General features: G+C 44.7%; 24 protein-coding genes and 1 rRNA gene. 17 read left to right on the forward strand and 8 right to left on the reverse strand.

Annotation, left to right across the window (positions count from 1 at the left end; translation table 11 throughout):
- Positions 1-255 precede the first annotated feature (255 nt).
- The 3 genes from rrf to QY97_RS17295 all read left to right on the forward strand — a co-directional run bounded on the left by rrf (position 256) and on the right by QY97_RS17295 (position 2,167).
- Positions 256-371 (forward strand): 5S ribosomal RNA (rrf, locus tag QY97_RS17285).
- 234 nt (positions 372-605) lie between these two features.
- The gene (locus QY97_RS17290; RefSeq protein ID WP_039235995.1) at positions 606-1,184 is read left to right on the forward strand and encodes a cupin domain-containing protein; all 579 of its coding nucleotides are present in this window, start codon (positions 606-608) and stop codon (positions 1,182-1,184) included.
- A gap of 617 nt (positions 1,185-1,801) precedes the next feature.
- A complete protein-coding gene (locus QY97_RS17295; RefSeq protein ID WP_039235945.1) occupies positions 1,802-2,167 on the forward strand; it encodes a WxL protein host-binding domain-containing protein in 366 nt (121 codons plus the stop codon).
- Between the two features lie 92 nt (positions 2,168-2,259).
- On the opposite strand, the gene QY97_RS17300 is transcribed toward QY97_RS17295, so the two are convergent.
- Entirely contained in the window at positions 2,260-3,222 is a 963-nt protein-coding gene (locus QY97_RS17300) for a protein-glutamine gamma-glutamyltransferase (protein ID WP_315849920.1), read from the reverse strand.
- A 136-nt stretch (positions 3,223-3,358) separates the two neighbouring features.
- Between QY97_RS17300 and QY97_RS17305 the strand changes: the two genes are divergently transcribed.
- The 8 genes from QY97_RS17305 to QY97_RS17340 all read left to right on the forward strand — a co-directional run bounded on the left by QY97_RS17305 (position 3,359) and on the right by QY97_RS17340 (position 8,851).
- Positions 3,359-3,565 (forward strand): DUF1657 domain-containing protein, encoded by a 207-nt coding sequence (locus QY97_RS17305; RefSeq protein WP_039235947.1) that lies wholly within the window; start codon positions 3,359-3,361, stop codon positions 3,563-3,565.
- Positions 3,566-3,608: 43 nt separating this feature from the next.
- Positions 3,609-4,613, forward strand: a complete 1,005-nt coding sequence (gene spoVAD / locus QY97_RS17310) for a stage V sporulation protein AD (protein WP_039235949.1) — start codon at positions 3,609-3,611, stop codon at positions 4,611-4,613.
- A gap of 14 nt (positions 4,614-4,627) precedes the next feature.
- Complete coding sequence (locus QY97_RS17315) at positions 4,628-4,834, forward strand: DUF1657 domain-containing protein (protein WP_039235951.1); 207 nt, start codon at positions 4,628-4,630, stop codon at positions 4,832-4,834.
- A gap of 15 nt (positions 4,835-4,849) precedes the next feature.
- On the forward strand, positions 4,850-5,710 hold the full coding sequence (locus QY97_RS17320) for a DUF421 domain-containing protein (protein WP_039235953.1): 861 nt from the start codon (positions 4,850-4,852) through the stop codon (positions 5,708-5,710).
- Between the two features lie 194 nt (positions 5,711-5,904).
- Positions 5,905-6,264: a helix-turn-helix transcriptional regulator gene (locus QY97_RS17325; RefSeq protein WP_046128620.1), complete on the forward strand. Its 360-nt coding sequence runs from the start codon at positions 5,905-5,907 to the stop codon at positions 6,262-6,264.
- Positions 6,265-6,279: 15 nt separating this feature from the next.
- Positions 6,280-6,654, forward strand: coding sequence for a PH domain-containing protein (locus tag QY97_RS17330; protein ID WP_039235957.1), 375 nt, complete (start codon positions 6,280-6,282; stop codon positions 6,652-6,654).
- Between the two features lie 98 nt (positions 6,655-6,752).
- A complete protein-coding gene (locus QY97_RS17335; protein WP_039235961.1) occupies positions 6,753-7,619 on the forward strand; it encodes a fructosamine kinase family protein in 867 nt (288 codons plus the stop codon).
- Between the two features lie 14 nt (positions 7,620-7,633).
- Positions 7,634-8,851, forward strand: coding sequence for an MFS transporter (locus QY97_RS17340; RefSeq protein ID WP_099098588.1), 1,218 nt, complete (start codon positions 7,634-7,636; stop codon positions 8,849-8,851).
- A gap of 52 nt (positions 8,852-8,903) precedes the next feature.
- On the opposite strand, the gene QY97_RS17345 is transcribed toward QY97_RS17340, so the two are convergent.
- The 3 genes from QY97_RS17345 to trhA form a co-directional block, all read right to left on the reverse strand.
- The gene (locus QY97_RS17345; RefSeq protein ID WP_039235963.1) at positions 8,904-9,233 is read right to left on the reverse strand and encodes an AzlD domain-containing protein; all 330 of its coding nucleotides are present in this window, start codon (positions 9,231-9,233) and stop codon (positions 8,904-8,906) included.
- Positions 9,230-9,958 (reverse strand): AzlC family ABC transporter permease, encoded by a 729-nt coding sequence (locus QY97_RS17350; RefSeq protein ID WP_408606296.1) that lies wholly within the window; start codon positions 9,956-9,958, stop codon positions 9,230-9,232. The genes QY97_RS17345 and QY97_RS17350 overlap by 4 nt, the downstream gene beginning before the upstream one ends.
- A 108-nt stretch (positions 9,959-10,066) precedes the next feature.
- Positions 10,067-10,711, reverse strand: a complete 645-nt coding sequence (gene trhA, locus QY97_RS17355; protein WP_039235967.1) for a PAQR family membrane homeostasis protein TrhA — start codon at positions 10,709-10,711, stop codon at positions 10,067-10,069.
- Positions 10,712-10,761: 50 nt separating this feature from the next.
- Here trhA and QY97_RS17360 point away from each other — a divergent pair, with 50 nt between their 5' ends.
- Positions 10,762-11,142, forward strand: coding sequence for a GNAT family N-acetyltransferase (locus tag QY97_RS17360; protein ID WP_261337364.1), 381 nt, complete (start codon positions 10,762-10,764; stop codon positions 11,140-11,142).
- 20 nt (positions 11,143-11,162) lie between these two features.
- Here the strand turns inward: QY97_RS17360 and QY97_RS17365 are convergent, their stop codons facing one another.
- On the reverse strand, positions 11,163-11,351 hold the full coding sequence (locus QY97_RS17365) for a YozQ family protein (RefSeq protein WP_039235974.1): 189 nt from the start codon (positions 11,349-11,351) through the stop codon (positions 11,163-11,165).
- Between the two features lie 71 nt (positions 11,352-11,422).
- Entirely contained in the window at positions 11,423-12,274 is an 852-nt protein-coding gene (locus QY97_RS17370) for an MBL fold metallo-hydrolase (RefSeq protein WP_039235978.1), read from the reverse strand.
- Positions 12,275-12,403: 129 nt separating this feature from the next.
- On the opposite strand from QY97_RS17370, the gene QY97_RS17375 reads away from it, so the two are divergent.
- Positions 12,404-12,826, forward strand: coding sequence for a DUF2935 domain-containing protein (locus QY97_RS17375; protein ID WP_039235981.1), 423 nt, complete (start codon positions 12,404-12,406; stop codon positions 12,824-12,826).
- Between the two features lie 58 nt (positions 12,827-12,884).
- On the opposite strand, the gene QY97_RS17380 is transcribed toward QY97_RS17375, so the two are convergent.
- Complete coding sequence (locus QY97_RS17380; protein ID WP_039235984.1) at positions 12,885-13,364, reverse strand: zinc metalloprotease; 480 nt, start codon at positions 13,362-13,364, stop codon at positions 12,885-12,887.
- A gap of 202 nt (positions 13,365-13,566) precedes the next feature.
- Here QY97_RS17380 and QY97_RS17385 point away from each other — a divergent pair, with 202 nt between their 5' ends.
- Genes QY97_RS17385 through tatC form a run of 4 tightly spaced genes read left to right on the forward strand, consistent with a single transcriptional unit; the run spans position 13,567 to position 17,082 of the window.
- Positions 13,567-14,328 carry a gluconate 2-dehydrogenase subunit 3 family protein gene (locus QY97_RS17385; protein WP_039235987.1) on the forward strand — a complete coding sequence of 254 codons (762 nt, stop codon included), beginning with the start codon at positions 13,567-13,569 and terminating at the stop codon, positions 14,326-14,328.
- A 17-nt stretch (positions 14,329-14,345) separates the two neighbouring features.
- Entirely contained in the window at positions 14,346-16,058 is a 1,713-nt protein-coding gene (locus QY97_RS17390) for a GMC family oxidoreductase (protein ID WP_039235990.1), read from the forward strand.
- Positions 16,059-16,082: 24 nt separating this feature from the next.
- On the forward strand, positions 16,083-16,292 hold the full coding sequence (tatA, locus tag QY97_RS17395) for a twin-arginine translocase TatA/TatE family subunit (RefSeq protein ID WP_039235993.1): 210 nt from the start codon (positions 16,083-16,085) through the stop codon (positions 16,290-16,292).
- A gap of 16 nt (positions 16,293-16,308) precedes the next feature.
- A complete protein-coding gene (tatC, locus tag QY97_RS17400) occupies positions 16,309-17,082 on the forward strand; it encodes a twin-arginine translocase subunit TatC (protein WP_046128805.1) in 774 nt (257 codons plus the stop codon).
- A 75-nt stretch (positions 17,083-17,157) separates the two neighbouring features.
- On the opposite strand, the gene QY97_RS20150 is transcribed toward tatC, so the two are convergent.
- Positions 17,158-17,244 (reverse strand): IS3 family transposase (locus QY97_RS20150; RefSeq protein ID WP_157761917.1); only part of this gene is annotated, 87 nt, incomplete at its 5' end.

Below are 17,244 nucleotides of genomic sequence, written 5' to 3' on the forward strand. Positions count from 1 at the left end.
CGACACGTGGAGCTGACGAATACTAATCGATCGAGGACTTATCCTAATCAGAAAAGCAGAGGCGACTGCATAGACACGACAAGCAAATGTTTGGACGCTGGAGAGGCGCTAAGCCTTGGAAGCGGACGGTTATTTGACTCGAGTGTCGAGGAGCCGGAGCTGGACAACACACAACAAAATGGCAAGGTATTGCCGGTTACTTCCCAAGCATATTATCCAGTTTTGAAAGAACAACGTTCTTTCAACCTTATACAGTCTGGCGGCTATAGCGAAGAGGCCACACCCGTTCCCATCCCGAACACGGAAGTTAAGCTCTTCAGCGCCGATGGTAGTTGGGGGCTTCCCCCTGTGAGAGTAGGACGCTGCCAGGCATCTGAGAAAAGAACAGCTATGATGTAGCTGTTCTTTTTTGTGTAGAGATAGGGCGGGATAGAAGATAATTCAGTTAACAGGATATTATCATTTAATAAATGGGTGTCTATTCTTTAATATTTATTTAATTGAGTAAGCCTTTAATGAAACATAGCACTTTTCTCTAAAGCCTGGTACACTTCCTTCACTAGATGAATAGGATAGTTTTATAAAGCGTGAAAGGGCTGAGAAAAGTGTATTACGTTCCTTATATGTATCCTTATCAATATCCTCATTATGTTACTGAACCTTTGTACAATCATGGAAGAACGTCTAGTTATCCGAGTTACCCTCATCAGGCAGGGCATGCGGACAGGTTTGATTCTTTTCGCTCTTCCAAAGGTAAGGCAGGTATGCCTTTAACTGATTATGGTCCGAACCCATTTGTCGTGAATATCAATAAAGCAGCGAAGCAAAACGATACGTACCGCACGGCTTTATGGACAGGAAACCATTTACAAGTTACTTTAATGAGCCTTAATCCAGGAGAAGATATTGGGTTAGAGGTGCACTCCGATGTAGATCAATTTTTGCGTATTGAACAGGGGCAGGGGGTGGTTCAAATGGGAAAAAATAAAGACCACTTGAACTTTAGAAGAAGGGTCCAAGATGATTCGGCTATCATCATACCTGCGGGAACCTGGCACAACTTAATGAATACAGGCAACACGCCACTGAAGCTTTACTCCATATATGCTCCTCCTAATCATCCAGCCGGTACTATTCATGTGACGAAAGCAGAGGCTATGGCTGTGGAAGAAGATCACGAATAGGACGGCTACGAACGCATAAGATCCATGTAATTATAAGAGAAAAGAATAGTTAAATACAGGGCGGAAGGGTACGGGTAAACTCTGCCGCAACTATTAAAGGGATTGCTACAGGGCGATCCTTTTAATTTTATTTCACTATGTGCAAAATTCAAATTATATTTATTAATCCACTTTTGCAATCCACTTTTATAATTAAACAAAAAAGCTGCCTAGCTTTTCGCTAGACAGGATATAAAGCTATTCGGCTTACCAAACCGACTAGCGCTATTACATGGTTACCAAGCATGAAGATCATTCTCCATACTTTTATATTATAACATAAAAAACACTTCTTTAGTTATGTTAACTAAAAGTGTTATTATAATGAACTATTATATATAAGCAGTTCTATTGAAAGGTTTTTGTTAGCGCTTATAGAGCGAAAATCGCCCTTAGTTTAAAAAACATTTATCCATTCAAAAGAAGCTTAGAGCTGACAGTGCTTATTGAACGAATGTGCCCGTTAGCTAGGATTTAGCAAGTGAGGAAATCAAGATCGATTTAAGAGAGTTATCAAGTGGATTTATAACAATCGCCCTTAATGATTGCTTGTCTTGATAATGTGTGAGTCTAGTGACATGACAATCGGGGTAAGGATCTATAAGGAAAAAGAAGATCAGCCATTAAAAGAAATCGAACAAAAAAATATACGAATGGCTTCTAATTCTACGATGGACCTGGTTACCGATTGGAGAAGTCAGCCGTTAGAACCAGGGGACTATTATTTTGAAACGGAGGCAACCTATGGAGGAGAAACTATAAAAAAAGAACAAGCCCTCACCATTGGAGGAAAGCAAGCGAGTGCATTAAACGACGAAGCCGTAGAATTGGACGAATCGGACAACTATATATGGTACGCAGCTGGAATGGTTGTTCTTGTTCTTATTGTTGCTGTTCTGGTTTTTTATATTGGGAGTCTCAAATGTTCCAGTCGAAAAGAATAATGGACTGTTTTTAAAATACTTGTTATAGCTGCGTAAATATAGCCCTGTTTCCATCATAGGAACAGGGCTATATATGTGTATGCTATCCAATCCTATGTCTGATTTAGATAAAATAAGTGTTGGTAGCTTGGAATGGAGCTAATATTATGGTGTATGGCGGCAGGCTGGTTTTTGTGAGACGGCTCATTCCTTGTTAGTGTCGAAAGTCTTGATAAGCGTTTGAAGGACGGGCGTGTAACGATCCCCATTAAATGGGCAGGCTGAGTGCTTCCTGGCCTTCTCCTTCTGTTTAATCCCATAATGATTTGGCTCGCACTTCTTATACCGATGCCGTGAGCAAAGAAAGCCCCGTTTTCAAGAACGACGGCATTTTCACCTCTCCACCAAGAGGCGGATGGATGGAAGTCCGGATTATTGAAATAGACAACATCACCCGGAAGGAAGTAGTCTGATTCGATTGATTGTATATCCAGATCAGGGTCGGCATGCCAGCTGTACAGGTAAAGATGCTGAAATAGCTGATTGAACAGGCGGCGGTCTATGCTATTTAAAACAGCATGATAATAAATAATCAGGATAGCAGTTGCACATTCAAAGGCATACAGGAAACCGTTGCGGTAAATATCCTCAATAGCATCAGCGGGCGGCACACCTGGCTTTAAGCGAAAGCCGCCGACACTTGTCAGCTGCCAGTACCGAGGGTTACACCTGGATCTTGAAAAGGGCTCGAACTGTACACCACTGTAGTTCATGGCTTTGGCGCTGGCTATAATATTCTTTCGCACGCGAAGCTCAAAGGCAAGTTCATCCATGGATTCATAGGAATAAACATCTGGTGATTCACGCATGCGCTGAAGGATGATTCGTTCTACACTCCTAGGAGGCCACATATCATCTGACTGAAAAGGTCTCCCCGACACTTGTATCATACGATCCCTCATTCCAATAATGATATTAAAACCTTCATCATTATCCAATGTATGCGAAGCGTCATGTGAAGGTGTAACGAGAGAAGGTGTCCGTTTTGGCCCTCCCATAAGCAAAGCGGCACTCAAGAGACTATTCCTTTAAAGGATAGTTTTTTATTAGCACAAGAAATGAGATAGACAAATCAGTCTTGAAAAAATTGTTAAAATAATTTCCTTTAAAAAACTCATGCTATAAAAGACATCTAAAAGGGAGGATACAAAGATGACAGTTATTTCAGATTTAAAACAAACAATGGCAGGTTTGAAAAGTGCACAGGCAAGTTTAGAAGGGTTTGCGCTTGCAACAGATAATCAGCAGGCAAAACAGCTGTACCAAACCACTGCTCAGCAAACTCAAATGATTATTGACGCTCTGCAGCCGCGTATTACAGAAGTAGAGAGTGAAGAGCCGCAATATAAAAATAATTAATTCACTATGTGATAAATTCAAAAAATAAGCAGGAGGTGAAAGAATGGAGAAACAACGAACATGGGTATTCGAAAATCGCCCCGTTATTATATCAACAGGAACGGTAGGAGGGCCATTTGAAGCAAATGGAAAATTAGCTGCAGATTTTGATGTGCTGCATGGTGACTTATGGGTTGATGAAGAATCTTACGAGAAGGCGCACCGTAAGATTCTGGAAGAAGCATCGATGCGGGCAATAGAGAAAGCAGAGTTAAAGAAAGAGGATATTGAGTTTTTTCTTGCAGGTGACTTGATTAATCAAATTACGCCGACCAGCTTTGCAGCCCGGACGTTAGCCATGCCGTATCTTGGTTTGTTTGGAGCATGTTCCACTTCTATGGAGGGGCTCGCCCTTGGGTCCGTCTTGATCAACAGCAAACTGGCTAATTATGTCATGACTGCTGCATCCAGTCATAACGCAGCAGTTGAGAAGCAGTTTAGGTATCCAACTGAGTACGGAGGACAAAAGCCTCCTACAGCCCAATGGACGGTAACAGGAGCGGGTGCCGCTGTATTAGCTCAAGAGGGAGACGGACCGCAAGTGATCTCTGCGACTATTGGCAAAGTGGTCGATATGGGCTTGACAGACCCATTTAACATGGGAGGCGCCATGGCCCCTGCAGCGGTAGATACGATCATTGCGCATTTAACTTCCCTAGAGCTCGATCCTTCCTACTACGACTTGATTGTAACTGGAGATTTAGGCTCTATTGGCCGGGAGATTGCATTGGATTTGCTCAAAAAACGAGGAATTCCTATTATAGAAAGCCAATTTCAAGACTGTGGGTTAATGATTTACAAGGATAACCAGCCGGTGTATGCGGGCGCCAGCGGAGCAGGCTGTTCAGCTGCTGTAGGGTATGGCCACCTGCTGAATCGCATGAAAAAGGGGGAGCTAAAGCGGATTCTGCTGGCGGCAACGGGTGCTCTTTTATCTCCGCTTTCCTTCCAGCAAAATGAATCTATCCCTTGTATTGCCCACGCTGTCGCTATCGAATATACACCTTAGAGGAGGAAAACGACATGACAGTTGTATCTGATGTAAAAACATGCACCGCTGGATTAAAACATGCCGAAGCTATATTTTCCAAGCTGGCGCTCTTGTCAGAGGATCCTGAAGCAAAGCAGCTGTTTCATGACAGTATGATGACGATACAGGAAGTCATCGACCAAATGAACGAACGAATATATAAGCTTGAAAATGAAGAACCGCAATATCAAGGGTTCTAGATAGGGGGGGATAGAGTGCCAGATTGGTTAGAAATTTTCGTTCGGTCCATCTCCTTCCTGATTATTTTATTTGTTATTACTAAAATAATCGGGAAAAGGCAGATTTCACAATTGTCTTTTTTTGAATATATTACCGGTATCGTTATTGGTAATATTGCTGCTCAAATGTCTATGGACAAGTCTTTTTTTATTTCAGAGGGACTGATTGCTCTTTTTGTATGGGGGCTGGCTCCTTTGATCGCCGGTTATTTAGCCTTAAAAAGCAAGAAGTTTAGGACAGCTGTCGAAGGCAAAGGAACGGTGTTTATAAAGGACGGAAAAGTAATGGAAGAAAATTTGAAGAAAGAGAAGTATACTATCGATGAAATGCTGTCTCTGCTCCGTAGTAAAGGGGTTTTTTTCCTGGCAGATGTTGAGTATGCTGTTCTTGAGCAGGATGGCAGCTTAAATGTGTTGCTGAAGAAAGACAAGCGCCCGTTAACACGAAGTGACCTTCAGCTCTTGCCGATCAATGAAAAAGAGCCGCATACCATTATCATGGATGGAAAGCTTCTCAATGAAGATCTTTCGAAGAGCGGAAAAACAAAAGCATGGCTGGATGAAGAGCTTGAGGCTGCAGGTGTCACCATCGAGAATGTATTTTTAGGACAAGTGAACTCATATGGCGAATTGTATCTTGATTTATATGATGATCAATTACAGGTTTCCGCCTCTCAAGAACGGCCATTGCTGCTTGCTACGCTAAAAAAGTCTGTGGCTGATCTGGAATCCTTTGCTTTAGCTACTGATTCACAGGAAGCAAAAAATATGTATGAACAAAACGCGAAAAAACTACAGAAACTCATCAAGCAAACAGAAATGTATTTACAAAGTTAAAAGACATCGTCGTCGGTGTCTTTTTTTTTATGTAAGGATTTAAAAAAACATAATGTGCAAAATTCAATCTTAATCAAATAAAATTAGTTATTAAAGCAAATATCTGCTAAAATAAAAGAAAATTCACTAAATGTATAAACAGCCGGAGAGGCAAATAAAACGTAAAAGCTATGTAATGGAGAGGAGGCCTGAAGGTGCCGAGAGGAGAAGGAAAGTTTTTAATTAAACAGCGAGCTTTTTTGAAGCTTTTTATGATTAAATTTGTGGAAGAGAATAAATTATATGGTATGCAGGCGATGGATGAGCTGAAAGCCACTTTCAAGCAATACGGATATGAACCAAATCATTCAGAAATATACCGTTCTCTTCACGAGCTGATTGATGACGGCATTTTAAAAAGACAGAAGAAACTGCAGGAAGGCGCAAAATATAAGGAAGTAGTCATTTACCAATTCGATGATTACGAAAAAGCCAAGCTTTACAAAAAGCAGGTCAAAGCAGATTTAGACCGCAGTATGGGATTGTTGCGAAAAGCGCTAGAGGATGTGTATTAAGAGAGGGGGAGGATCATGGGGTTATTTGACAGCTTGGTTGGCAATGCAACAGAAGCCGATATTCAGAAGGTAGAACAGACACTAGAACAGATTCTCATAGAAGGGGAGAGAATTGAAAAAGCCTTTCAGATCTTAAGGGATTTAATTGTCTTCAGCAATCGTCGTCTTATTTTTATTGATAAGCAAGGTGTAACTGGAAAGAGAATCGAGTATCATTCCGTTCCTTACCACAGTGTCACTCATTTCAGTGTACAAACAGCAGGTACCTTTGATTTAGAAGCAGAGCTGCTGATTTGGATTACGGGCAGAGAGAATCCAATCGCTAAGCAGTTCAGGAAGGATAACAGCATTTTTGATGTGCAGAAGGCGCTCGCGTCTTATATCCTTTAACTAATTAGGAAGGTATGGGAGGGTGAGTGCAGGCCATTAGAATGCCTTTATGAGGCATTCTTCTTTTTCGTCAGACAGGTATCAAAGGGGATGAAAAAATGAATGAACGAATTAAAACAGCTCTTCAAGAAGCAGGGGATACAACCGCTTTAAAGGCAATAGAAAGAGCAACAGGCGGTTCTATTAACGAAAGCTATTTTGTCGAGACAGCCAAGCGTAGGTACTTCGTTAAGTATCATGCAGATGCGCCGGCCCGCTTTTTTGAAATAGAAGCAAAGGGGCTGGCTCACATTAGAGCGACAAACACAATTGCTGTCCCGGAAACATTTACTTTTTCTGACCAGCCGGGCAACGGATTTATCGTCATGGAATGGCTCGAAGGTCAGAAAACAGACAATACAGAAAAGGAACTGGGAGAGAAGCTCGCAGCGATGCATCAATCCATTGGAGACAGGCACGGATTTGAGGAGGATACCTTTATCGGGATCCTGCCGCAGCCGAATGGCTGGTTCTCCAATTGGTTGGATTATTATAGAAACCACCGGCTTACGGCTCAGCTGAACCAAGGTATAGCCAATAACCGCATCACCGGCAGGTGGCGTAAGCAGCTCGAGGATATCATTGATCGCCTTGAGCAATGGATCCCGGCTGACGTACCGCCTTCCTGTCTTCATGGAGATTTATGGGGAGGTAATTGGATTACGGGGCCACAGGGAAAGCCTTACTTGATTGATCCGTCTCCCTTATACGGAGACCGGCACTTTGAATTAGCTTTCACTGAGCTGTTCGGCGGCTACTCCGCCCGTTTTTACGAGGCCTATTACTCTTCTTTGGCACCTGATGAGAACTACAAGAATCGGAAGCCGCTTTATCAGCTTTACTATTTGCTCGTTCATTTAAATATATTCGGCGAATCTTACGGCTCAGGAGTAGATGCTATTCTTAAGCGTTACGCTAGAAAGTAAAGGATGACTTATTTATGACTACTATGCAAGCGAAGAAAATCGATCGATATCAGGCGACTACGTACAGTATATTATTTGCCATCAGCACGGGCCACTTTATTAATGATTCCATTCAGTCAGTAGTACCGGCAATGTTCCCGATTATTGAGCGTTCTCTGGACTTGTCTTACACGCAGCTTGGCTGGGTTGCCTTTGTGTTGAATATGACTTCTTCAGTCATGCAGCCGGTATTTGGTGCGGCAGCTGACAGGAAGCCCCAGCCGTATTTGCTGCCGGTCGGGATGCTGCTGGCTATGATTGGCGTGATTGGGTTTGGCTTAGCTCCCAGCTTTTACTTATTGCTGCTAGCTGTCCTGTTTATCGGGCTGGGCTCAGCCGTGTTTCATCCTGAAGGATCAAGGGTTGCTTTCATGGCCGCCGGCAATAAACGGGGGCTGGCCCAGTCCATCTACCAAATGGGCGGAAATGGAGGACAGGCATTAGCGCCCGTGTTCACCGCTCTTATTTTTGTACCGCTCGGCCAGAAAGGGGCTTTATTATTCGCGCTTATTACAGCCGCAGGGGCACTGGTGCTGACGCGGGTTTCTCACTGGTATAAGAGCCAGCTTGCCATGCATGCACGGGGAAAAGAGAAGAAGACCTCGGTGCGCGCCAAACTGCCGGCCGCGATTAAATGGGCGATGTTTTTATTAATCTTTTTTGTATTTGCCCGATCCTGGTATGCAGCCGCTATTACGAACTTTTATCAATTTTATCTTATCGAGGATTACGGCTTATCCATTCAGCAAGCCCAATTGTACTTGTTTGCCTACTTAGCTGCAGGTGTCGCAGGGACTTTTTTAGGCGGTCCGCTGGCCGACCGCTTCGGCCGAAAGAACATGCTGGTATTTTCCATGCTTGGCGCTGCGCCTTTTGCCCTTCTGCTTCCGTACTTGCCGCTTGTCCTCGTACTGCCGTTCTTTCTTATTATCGGTTTTGTTCTTTTATCCAGCTTCAGTGTCGCTGTTGTCTATGCGCAAGAACTGCTTCCTGATAAAATCGGTATGGCTTCCGGCTTGATCGTGGGACTAGCCTTTGGGATGGGGGCCATTGGTTCAGTCGTATTAGGCCTGTTTGCTGACAGCTTCAGCCTGCAGCTTGTCATGATTCTTGCCAGCTTGCTTCCTTTATTAGGGTTGAGTGCGCTTGGTCTTCCTAACGATGAAAAGCTCAGAAAACTGCAGGTGAAATAATTCAACAGAAAAGGCCCCGGCTGATGCAGCCGGGGGCCTTTTCTATTTGTACTTACAAAAAATTCCTCAGCAAGGCCATGATAATAATGCCCGAAATAACAGTAGCGAGCAAGCTTTTTGTCCAGAGCGCAATAAGCAAAGTGGGAAGCAGGGCGGCCAGTACTTGCCGATTGATGTCTGGGAAAAAGGACGCCGGTTCATTCTCGATAACGCTTCCCGCGACGAGTGCGGTTAAAATGCAAATAGGAATAAAGGACAGCCATTTCATCACCGGTTCGGGCAAGGTAATGTTCCGAACGATGAGGAAGGGGGCAATCCGCGGAATCATCGTCACAATCGAACAGCCAATAATGACCAGAAGCACAGAAAGCTGAACACTCATCGATCCGTCACCACCCCAATGGTTGCGACAATCACTGTTGATAAAATAACCGCAATATCCGTAGATAAGAAAAATGAGAAAAGGTACATGGCAACGATCATAAGGGTGATCAGCGTTAAGTAATGCTTCAGTTTAGATGCTTTCACGCTGCCAAGTTGCAATACGAGCAGGGCCACAAACATGGCCGTTAACGCAAAATCTAGGCCAAACTTTTCAGGATCGCTAATCCATTTGCTGAGCAGGGCGCCAGTGACGCAAGAGGCGATCCATGTTACATAGGCGGTCACATTCAGCCCGTTCATCCAGTGGTCATTGATCGGCTTCCCATTGAAAATGCGGCCAGCTGCCACACCGAAGGATTCATCGGTAACGAGAGCGCCGATGCCGATGTTTCTCCAGGCTGAATAACGAGAGAAATGAGGAGCTAGCGTCGCGCACATAAGAAAGTGGCGCAGGTTTACAATAAATGTCGTAAAGATAATCGCTGTAGCCGGACTGGATACGGCAAACATTCCACTCATAATAAACTGCGCCGCCCCCGCATAGACCAGCAGGGACATAAGGCCGATTTCCAGCACCGACAAGCCGGAGGCCACGCCAATCATCCCGGCGGCCAAGCCGATGCTTATGTATCCTAACAAAGTAGGAATGCAATCCTTCACTCCCTGGAAAAAAGACAGCTCTTCTTTCTCTATCATGTCACTGGCTTTTTCTGCATGAGCCATCTTCATTCCCCCTTATTGATTTAGTATCTCTTTAATTATTATACAATGCCTGGAAAAAAAGAAAAGAACCGTCCTTGAAAGACGATTCTTTTTCCGTGCTTTCCTTTTTTAAGAAGAAGGCAGCAAATAAAAAACAGAGAAGAAGTGGGTCACGCTGCCGGCGACAACAAACAAGTGCCAAACCATGTGGTGATACTTAAAGCCTCTCCATAAATAAAAGATGGCCCCGACCGTGTATAAAATGCCGCCCGTTACCAGCAGGCTCAGGCTGGCTGTCGGAAGGTTGTGGCTGAGTGTATCCCAGGCGAATACAATGAGCCAGCCCATCAGTACATACAGCAAAGTAGAGGTGACGAGAAATTTTTTAACGAAGAATATTTTAAACACTGTCCCAAACAGCGCCAATCCCCAAACCACGCCGAATAATGTCCAGCCGAGCGAGCCTTCTACGGCCAGGAACAAAAATGGCGTATACGTACCGGCGATAAAAAAATAAATGGACGAGTGATCGCATATTTCAAAAATATTTTTTGCTCTTCCTGGAGGTAAACTGTGCACAAGAGTGGAAGACAGATAAAGTGTCAGCATCGTCACACCAAAGATGGTGAAGCTGACCACGTGCCAGACTGTACCATGCAAGGAGGAGTAAATAATCAACAGAACGAGTGCTGCCACACTAAGCAAAGCCCCAATGCCATGTGTAATGGAATTGGCCAGTTCTTCGCCCTTTGAGAACGTGTGTGTGTTAGCCATGGAAAAACACTCCTTTTAACTAATATAGGTTTATTGTATCACAGGATGAAATATTCTCTTCGTCTGATGTACTCGAAAAGAGAAAAGGTTTTCTTGTAAAATACAAAGGGAAGGAACAGACTAGTGAATATACTTATACAGGAAAGGAAGAAAAACAGATGAACATTGAACATGAAAACGGTCGATTCTTTATAGAGAAAGACGGGGAACTATTGGCTGAATTGACATATGCCCCGGCAGGAAGCAGTGAAATCGAGGTGGACCATACGTACGTATCGGATGAGCTTCGCGGACAAGGGGTGGCTGGGCAGCTGGTCGATGAAGCAGCAGAGTATGCCCGTGAACAAAACAAAAAGATTATCCCTACCTGCACATATGCCAAAGCCAAAATGGAAAGAGATGAGAAGTACAAGGATGTACTCGCACAATAAAAGGCCGGATATCCGGCCTTTTATTGTTTAGGAAAATCCTCTGAAGCGGCATCAAGCTCGTCGATGCGTCCATCGATCGTTCCCTCTGTATACGTGTCACTCGCTTGTTCGTGGGTAATTGCCAGTCCTTGGGCTGTTTCATCAGAGCTTTGGTAATCCTCATAGTGAAAGTGCCTGCCGGCTGGTCCTGCTGGTTTTTTCTTATTCATGCTTCCCACCCTTTTACTGATTGTCATTTTAGTGTGTGACAGGGAGTACTTTCTTATGCAGACCGGCCCGGCTATTTATCATTGTCTTCTACATAGCGTCCATAATCAGGAATCGCGATTTGGTCAAATTCGCGCACTAAGTAGGCAAGGCCGTCCCGAAGCTCCTCGCCTCGTGCTTCTTCTCCATGCCCGGTAGCAGCAATGTCAGGCTGCAATTCGGCTAAACGGATCACGGATTGCTTAGCGGCCTGCCAGTCTGTTGTTAAATAGCGGGGAGGTCCTTGAAATTCTTTCTTTTGTGTCAGTACATTATACAGCGCATCCTGCTTGACGGTTACAAAGGCATCGCCGGCCAGCAGAACCTTATCAGACGGCCGGAAGAGAGACACATGACCTGGCGAATGACCCGGCGTGTGTATCCATTCCCAGCCAGGCATGGGAGGAACCGTCCCGTCCGCTGGCAAAGCATGGACCCTGCCGCTAATGTCGATCGCTTCATGAGGAAACATCGGCGATATTTTTGCGACCATTCCTCCTTCTACAGAAGCATCCGGCTTCGGATAATCCTGTTTTCCAGTCAAGAAAGGAAGCTCTTGTTCATGAGCATATACGTCCACATCCCATCTCTGGATCAGTTCCTCCAGGGCGCCAACATGGTCGAAGTGGCCGTGTGTCAGTACAATGGCTTTTGGCTTGGCTCCTTCGCCGAATAGCTTTTCCGCTTCCTGTACAATTTCCTCTGCCGATTGAGGCATGCCTGCGTCAACAAGCACCCAGTCCCCTCTGGAACCGACAAAAAACAAGTTGACAATCTGCACCGTATACATTTGAAGATCGGGCTGGATTTCTACCATTTTTCCGCTGTTGACGGAAGTGGCAGGAATAAATTTATTTTCCAAAGTGGTTTCCCTCCAATCGATCATTTCTCTCTTTACTATGCCCGGAAGCATGTCCGAAAAAACTTTTGCCTGTTTGAAAAGGACAAAGGATACTCATATCCGCTTCATACTGCTCATATGCTTTTCATAGAAGACAAGCAGGGAGGGAAAAGGGTGCAATTTTATTATGGACCGCAAATGCCACTTCGGATTTTAGACGAAGCTGAATTTTGGAAACAGCAGGAAGAAGAACATACGGTAGTGATACGTGAATTGCTGCCTAATTTGGAAGCGAAATTTGTAGAAGCGCTGAAGCAATGGGAAAATGCCCTAGCCACTACACATCAAAAAGTTGTCCAATTCATTGAATCGATTTCCCGTTCAGGAGAGTACATTCCTTCCTCGCTTCACCAGGATGTACTAAGGCTGACGGAGTTTTGCTTACGGCAGAGCCTTGACTTTATCACTTTGTGCCGCCAGATTAAGGAGCAAAGCAAGGCAGTAAAGGACAATCCCGTTGCCGTCTCCGTACTGAATCATATTATCCGTGAATCCGAATACTTTATTGGGATTGCCCGTGCGCTGTTATCTGCGTGACAGGACATGCCATTAAAAAGCTGCGAAGCGCCATGCTTCGCAGCTTTTTAATGTGCTATTATGAGAAATCCTGGTACACTTTTCCAAACCGCAGTACTTCATATATTGCTTTGCCGTCACTTGGATTGTCTTTGCCGTAATCAATGGGAAGGAGCGAGAAAAACAAAAAGTAGATGGAAAAATAGACGAATTGATAGAAAAACATATGGGTAGGCAATATATCCAGGTGAATCAAACCATTGACAAGAAAGATGGACAATATGTTGAATAATGGGCCGCCCGCATAAATTAATGCATGTTTCCAGCGTTTATCCTTTCTGAGCGTCCCATAATAACAAGCTGCGTCAATAAAATAAAATCCCCTAAGTTCAAATCCTCTTAAAGAAAATACAACTTTTCCTTTTCCTAAAGTCAGCTTTGCCTTCCCGCCAAACAGCCAGGCAAAAAAAGCATGGCCGCCCGCATGAATAACCAAGGTAAGAGGGAGTGTGATGAGGAAAGCCCAAGCAAAGGTTGTCATGTCGCTAAGTGTAAACACTGGAGCACCCCCCTTGAATGTTTATTGATTTATGCCACTTTTTTCTATATAACCTCTCCTGTTTTCCACTAAACTTCTACTTTCCTCCCTTGCTTGTTTATTTTTACAGAAATTCGGTTTATTTAGAAGAAAAAGTGGTAAAAATGGACAAATAAGCGAGTTAGCTTATTTTTGTCCTTTAAGAACCGAAAGGAGGATCATAATGGCAGAGGAAAAGCCACAGACAATGTCGAGGCGGCGTTTTATTCGCAATACGAGCTTGATTGCGGGCGGAGCCGCCATAGGAGGCGGGCTGCTCGGTGCGCTTGTCGGAGCCAATTTAGATGATGAGCAGCGCACGGATCCGAACAAGCAGACCGCCAGCCAACAAGCTGGAGGCCAAAATAATAACGAAGCGCTGATGTACTTCACGAGCCGTGAGGATTTTGAGGTGTTAAGCGCGGCGGCGGAGCGTATTCTTCCTGAGGATGATCACGGTCCTGGCGCGATTGCTCTCGGTGTACCATACTTTATTGACCATCAGCTGGCAGGAAATTATGGTTATAACACTCGCGAATATATGCAGGGGCCATTCTATCCGGGAGAAGAGACACAAGGGTATCAAACTCCTTTAAGACGGAATCAGGTCTTTGATGAAGGGATCCGCATGATGAAAGAGCTTAGCCAGAAGAATCACCAGAAAGCATTTAATGAGCTGGAAGAAGCGGAGCAAAACGAAATCCTTTCCCAGTTCGAACAAGGAAAAGTCCAAATGAGAGGCGTGGATTCGGCCACGTTTTTTAACCTGCTCCGGTCAGCGGTGCTCGAAGGCGCCTATGCAGATCCGATGTACGGCGGGAATAGAAATATGGAAGGCTGGAAAATGAAGAACTACCCTGGACACCAGGCCAGTTATCTTAATCAGATTGAGGCGGAAGAATTCCAGGAAATCGAGCCTCAAAGTCTTCACGCTTTCCACAAGTAATTATAGGGGGGATCGTTATGGTAACCAAATTGCCTAAAGTAGATGTCGTGACAGTCGGGGTTGGCTGGACAGGCGGCATCATTGCAGCAGAGCTGGCGAAACAAGGATTAAAGGTAGTCGGATTGGAACGCGGAAAGCCACGCTCGACAGACGACTTTTTAATGATTCATGATGAGTATCGCTATGCGATTCGTTATGAGTTAATGCAGGATACATCGAAAGAAACCATTACATTCAGGAACAAGCCGAACCAGCGGGCATTGCCGATGAGGCAGCTCGGATCTTTCCTGCTTGGAGAGGGGCTTGGGGGAGCTGGTGTTCACTGGAACGGCCAGAACTTCCGCTTTCTGCCATATGACTTCCAAATTAAATCGATGACCGAAGAAAAGTACGGCGCGAACAAAGTAGGGGCCGATTACACCATACAGGACTGGGGCATTACATACGAGGAGATGGGGCCTTACTTTGATAAGTTCGAAAAAACCATCGGTGTCAGCGGGGAACCAAGCCCGCTTGGCGGACAGCGTCCGGATAAGTACCCGACACCACCGATGAAAGAAACGGTCATCACTAAGCGCTTTAAGGATGCCGCTAAGAAATTAGGGCTGAATCCTTATCACCTGCCATCTGCCAACTTAAGTGAAACTTATAAAAATCCAGATGGCGAACAGATTAATGCTTGTCAATATTGCGGGTTTTGTGAACGGTTCGGCTGTGAATACGGGGCAAAAACGAGCCCGAATGTAACCGTCATTCCTACTGCCCAAAAAACAGGAAACTTTGAACTCCGCACACATGCGAACGTCACACGCATTTTGCATGACGGCACGAAGGCAACGGCGGTCCGTTATGTAGACGTATTAACAGGAGAAGAATTTGAGCAGCCGGCAGAAATGATTGCGCTAACAAGCTATGTAATGAACAATACAAAGCTGCTGCTCGTATCTGAATTGGGCACACCGTATGATCCTAACAGCGGCACAGGCGTCATTGGCAAGAATTATTGCTATCAAATTTTGCCTGGAGCGACAGGTTTCTTCGAAAAAGAGCGCTTCAACACATTTATGGGCGCAGGTGCCCTTGGTGCAACGGTAGATGATTACAATGGAGATTTCTTCGATCACTCTGACTTGAACTTCATTCACGGAGGAAGTATCTCGATTACTCAGACCGGTCTCCGTCCGATTCAGAACAATGCAGTGCCGCCAGATACACCAAAATGGGGCCCGGAGTTTAAGGACAAGTCCATTCATTACTACAACAGAGTATTAAACATTGGTTCTCAAGGAGCATCCATGCCATTCCGCCATAACTTCTTAGATTTGGATCCGACGTATAAAGATGCTTACGGTGTGCCGCTTCTTAGACTGACCTATAACTTTACGGAGCAGGATAAGAATCTGTACAAATACGTCGCAGAAAGAAGCGCAGAGATTATGAAGGAAATGGGCGCTGATGAAGTGGTCACTTCACAAACAGCTGAAAACTATAACATCGTGCCGTATCAGACTACCCATAATACAGGCGGGGTGATCATGGGAGCGGAGCCGGAAACGTCTGCTGTGAACAACTACCTGCAAATGTGGGACGCAGAGAATGTATTTGTCGTCGGTGCCTCCGCTTTCGCTCATAATGGCGGATACAACCCGACAGGGACGGTTGGTGCTCTTGCTTACCGCGCGGCAGAAGGCATGCTGAAATACAGCAAACAAGGCGGCAGCCTTGTATAACTTGTATAAAAGGAGAGAGGAAAAATGGGCATTGCAAATATTGGCATACCAGGATTAATTATTATTTTGGTAATCACGCTCATTATATTTGGTCCGAAGAAACTGCCAGAGATTGGCTCTGCTTTCGGCCAAACGCTATCAGAGTTCAAACGGGGAGCAAACAAGCTGATGGACGATGAGGAAGAGGATGGAAAAGAGAAAGCCAAAAAAGACGACCAGCTGCCAAAAGCCTGATTAGGGGGTGAAGAAAATGGGCGAACGGGAAACAGCAGACACTTTGCCGGCCAGCCAATCAGAAGTGGAAGAGGAACAGACATTAGTTGAGCATTTAACCGATTTGCGGAAAACTGTATTGTCATCCGTGATCTGTGTAGCCGTCATGTTTATGGCCATGCTGATCTTTATGCATCAAATTATTCCGTTTCTGTCCCATGAACATCAATTAGTCATGCTTGGCCCTCTGGATGTCATCAGGCTTTATGCAGGGATCGCGCTAGTCCTCTCCTTAGGACTGTCAGCTCCATTTATGGCCTGGCAGGCCTGGACATTTGCCAGACCTGCCATGACTGATCGGGAAAGCAAAATGGCTTTACTATTTTTACCGGCTATTTTCTTCAGTTTCATTGCGGGCATCGCATTCGGCTTTTTTGTCATCTTCCCTACGGTTTATTACTTTCTAATCGGTCTTGGCGCTAAAAATTTTGAAATGATGGTAACGGCAAAAGAGTATTTTCACTTTTTAATCATGACCACTGTACCGATGGGGATTTTGTTTGAGGTTCCGCTATTGTTAATGTTTCTAACGGCGATTCAGCTGGTGACGCCAGAGAAGCTGAGAAAAGGGAGGAAATATGCCCTGCTGGTATTGGCAGTGGTCTCCGCCCTGATTACACCGCCGGACTTCATTTCGCAGATCCTTGTACTCGTGCCGCTTCTCTTGTTATACGAGCTCGGCATCTTATTATCAAGCTGGACAGTGAAATGGATGGAGCGCTCCAAAGCAGAAAAGGAGCGAACCGTTTAATGGAAAGGAATCACAAAAAAGACCGGATACTTTTAAATAAAGTGTACCCTTTGTAAAGGACATTTTAAAAAAAGCCTAGGCAGTTTTAAGAAGATGATCTCTGTATTGAACAGGGGTCATCTTTTTTAAATTCCATTGATATCTATAGTGATTGTAATAGAT

This window comes from Bacillus thermotolerans (genome assembly GCF_000812025.2).
In the GTDB taxonomy this organism is placed as follows: domain Bacteria; phylum Bacillota; class Bacilli; order Bacillales; family Domibacillaceae; genus Quasibacillus; species Quasibacillus thermotolerans.

Coding starts and splice junctions, on each gene's coding strand:
- QY97_RS17295 (WP_039235945.1), top strand. CDS start 1,802: ATGACAATCGGGGTAAGGATCTATAAGGAAAAAGAAGATCAGCCATTA.
- QY97_RS17305 (WP_039235947.1), top strand. CDS start 3,359: ATGACAGTTATTTCAGATTTAAAACAAACAATGGCAGGTTTGAAAAGT.
- spoVAD (WP_039235949.1), top strand. CDS start 3,609: ATGGAGAAACAACGAACATGGGTATTCGAAAATCGCCCCGTTATTATA.
- QY97_RS17315 (WP_039235951.1), top strand. CDS start 4,628: ATGACAGTTGTATCTGATGTAAAAACATGCACCGCTGGATTAAAACAT.
- QY97_RS17330 (WP_039235957.1), top strand. CDS start 6,280: ATGGGGTTATTTGACAGCTTGGTTGGCAATGCAACAGAAGCCGATATT.
- QY97_RS17335 (WP_039235961.1), top strand. CDS start 6,753: ATGAATGAACGAATTAAAACAGCTCTTCAAGAAGCAGGGGATACAACC.
- QY97_RS17340 (WP_099098588.1), top strand. CDS start 7,634: ATGACTACTATGCAAGCGAAGAAAATCGATCGATATCAGGCGACTACG.
- QY97_RS17345 (WP_039235963.1), bottom strand. CDS start 9,233: ATGAGTGTTCAGCTTTCTGTGCTTCTGGTCATTATTGGCTGTTCGATT.
- QY97_RS17350 (WP_408606296.1), bottom strand. CDS start 9,958: ATGGCTCATGCAGAAAAAGCCAGTGACATGATAGAGAAAGAAGAGCTG.
- trhA (WP_039235967.1), bottom strand. CDS start 10,711: ATGGCTAACACACACACGTTCTCAAAGGGCGAAGAACTGGCCAATTCC.
- QY97_RS17365 (WP_039235974.1), bottom strand. CDS start 11,351: ATGAATAAGAAAAAACCAGCAGGACCAGCCGGCAGGCACTTTCACTAT.
- QY97_RS17370 (WP_039235978.1), bottom strand. CDS start 12,274: ATGATCGATTGGAGGGAAACCACTTTGGAAAATAAATTTATTCCTGCC.
- QY97_RS17385 (WP_039235987.1), top strand. CDS start 13,567: ATGGCAGAGGAAAAGCCACAGACAATGTCGAGGCGGCGTTTTATTCGC.
- QY97_RS17390 (WP_039235990.1), top strand. CDS start 14,346: ATGGTAACCAAATTGCCTAAAGTAGATGTCGTGACAGTCGGGGTTGGC.
- tatA (WP_039235993.1), top strand. CDS start 16,083: ATGGGCATTGCAAATATTGGCATACCAGGATTAATTATTATTTTGGTA.
- tatC (WP_046128805.1), top strand. CDS start 16,309: ATGGGCGAACGGGAAACAGCAGACACTTTGCCGGCCAGCCAATCAGAA.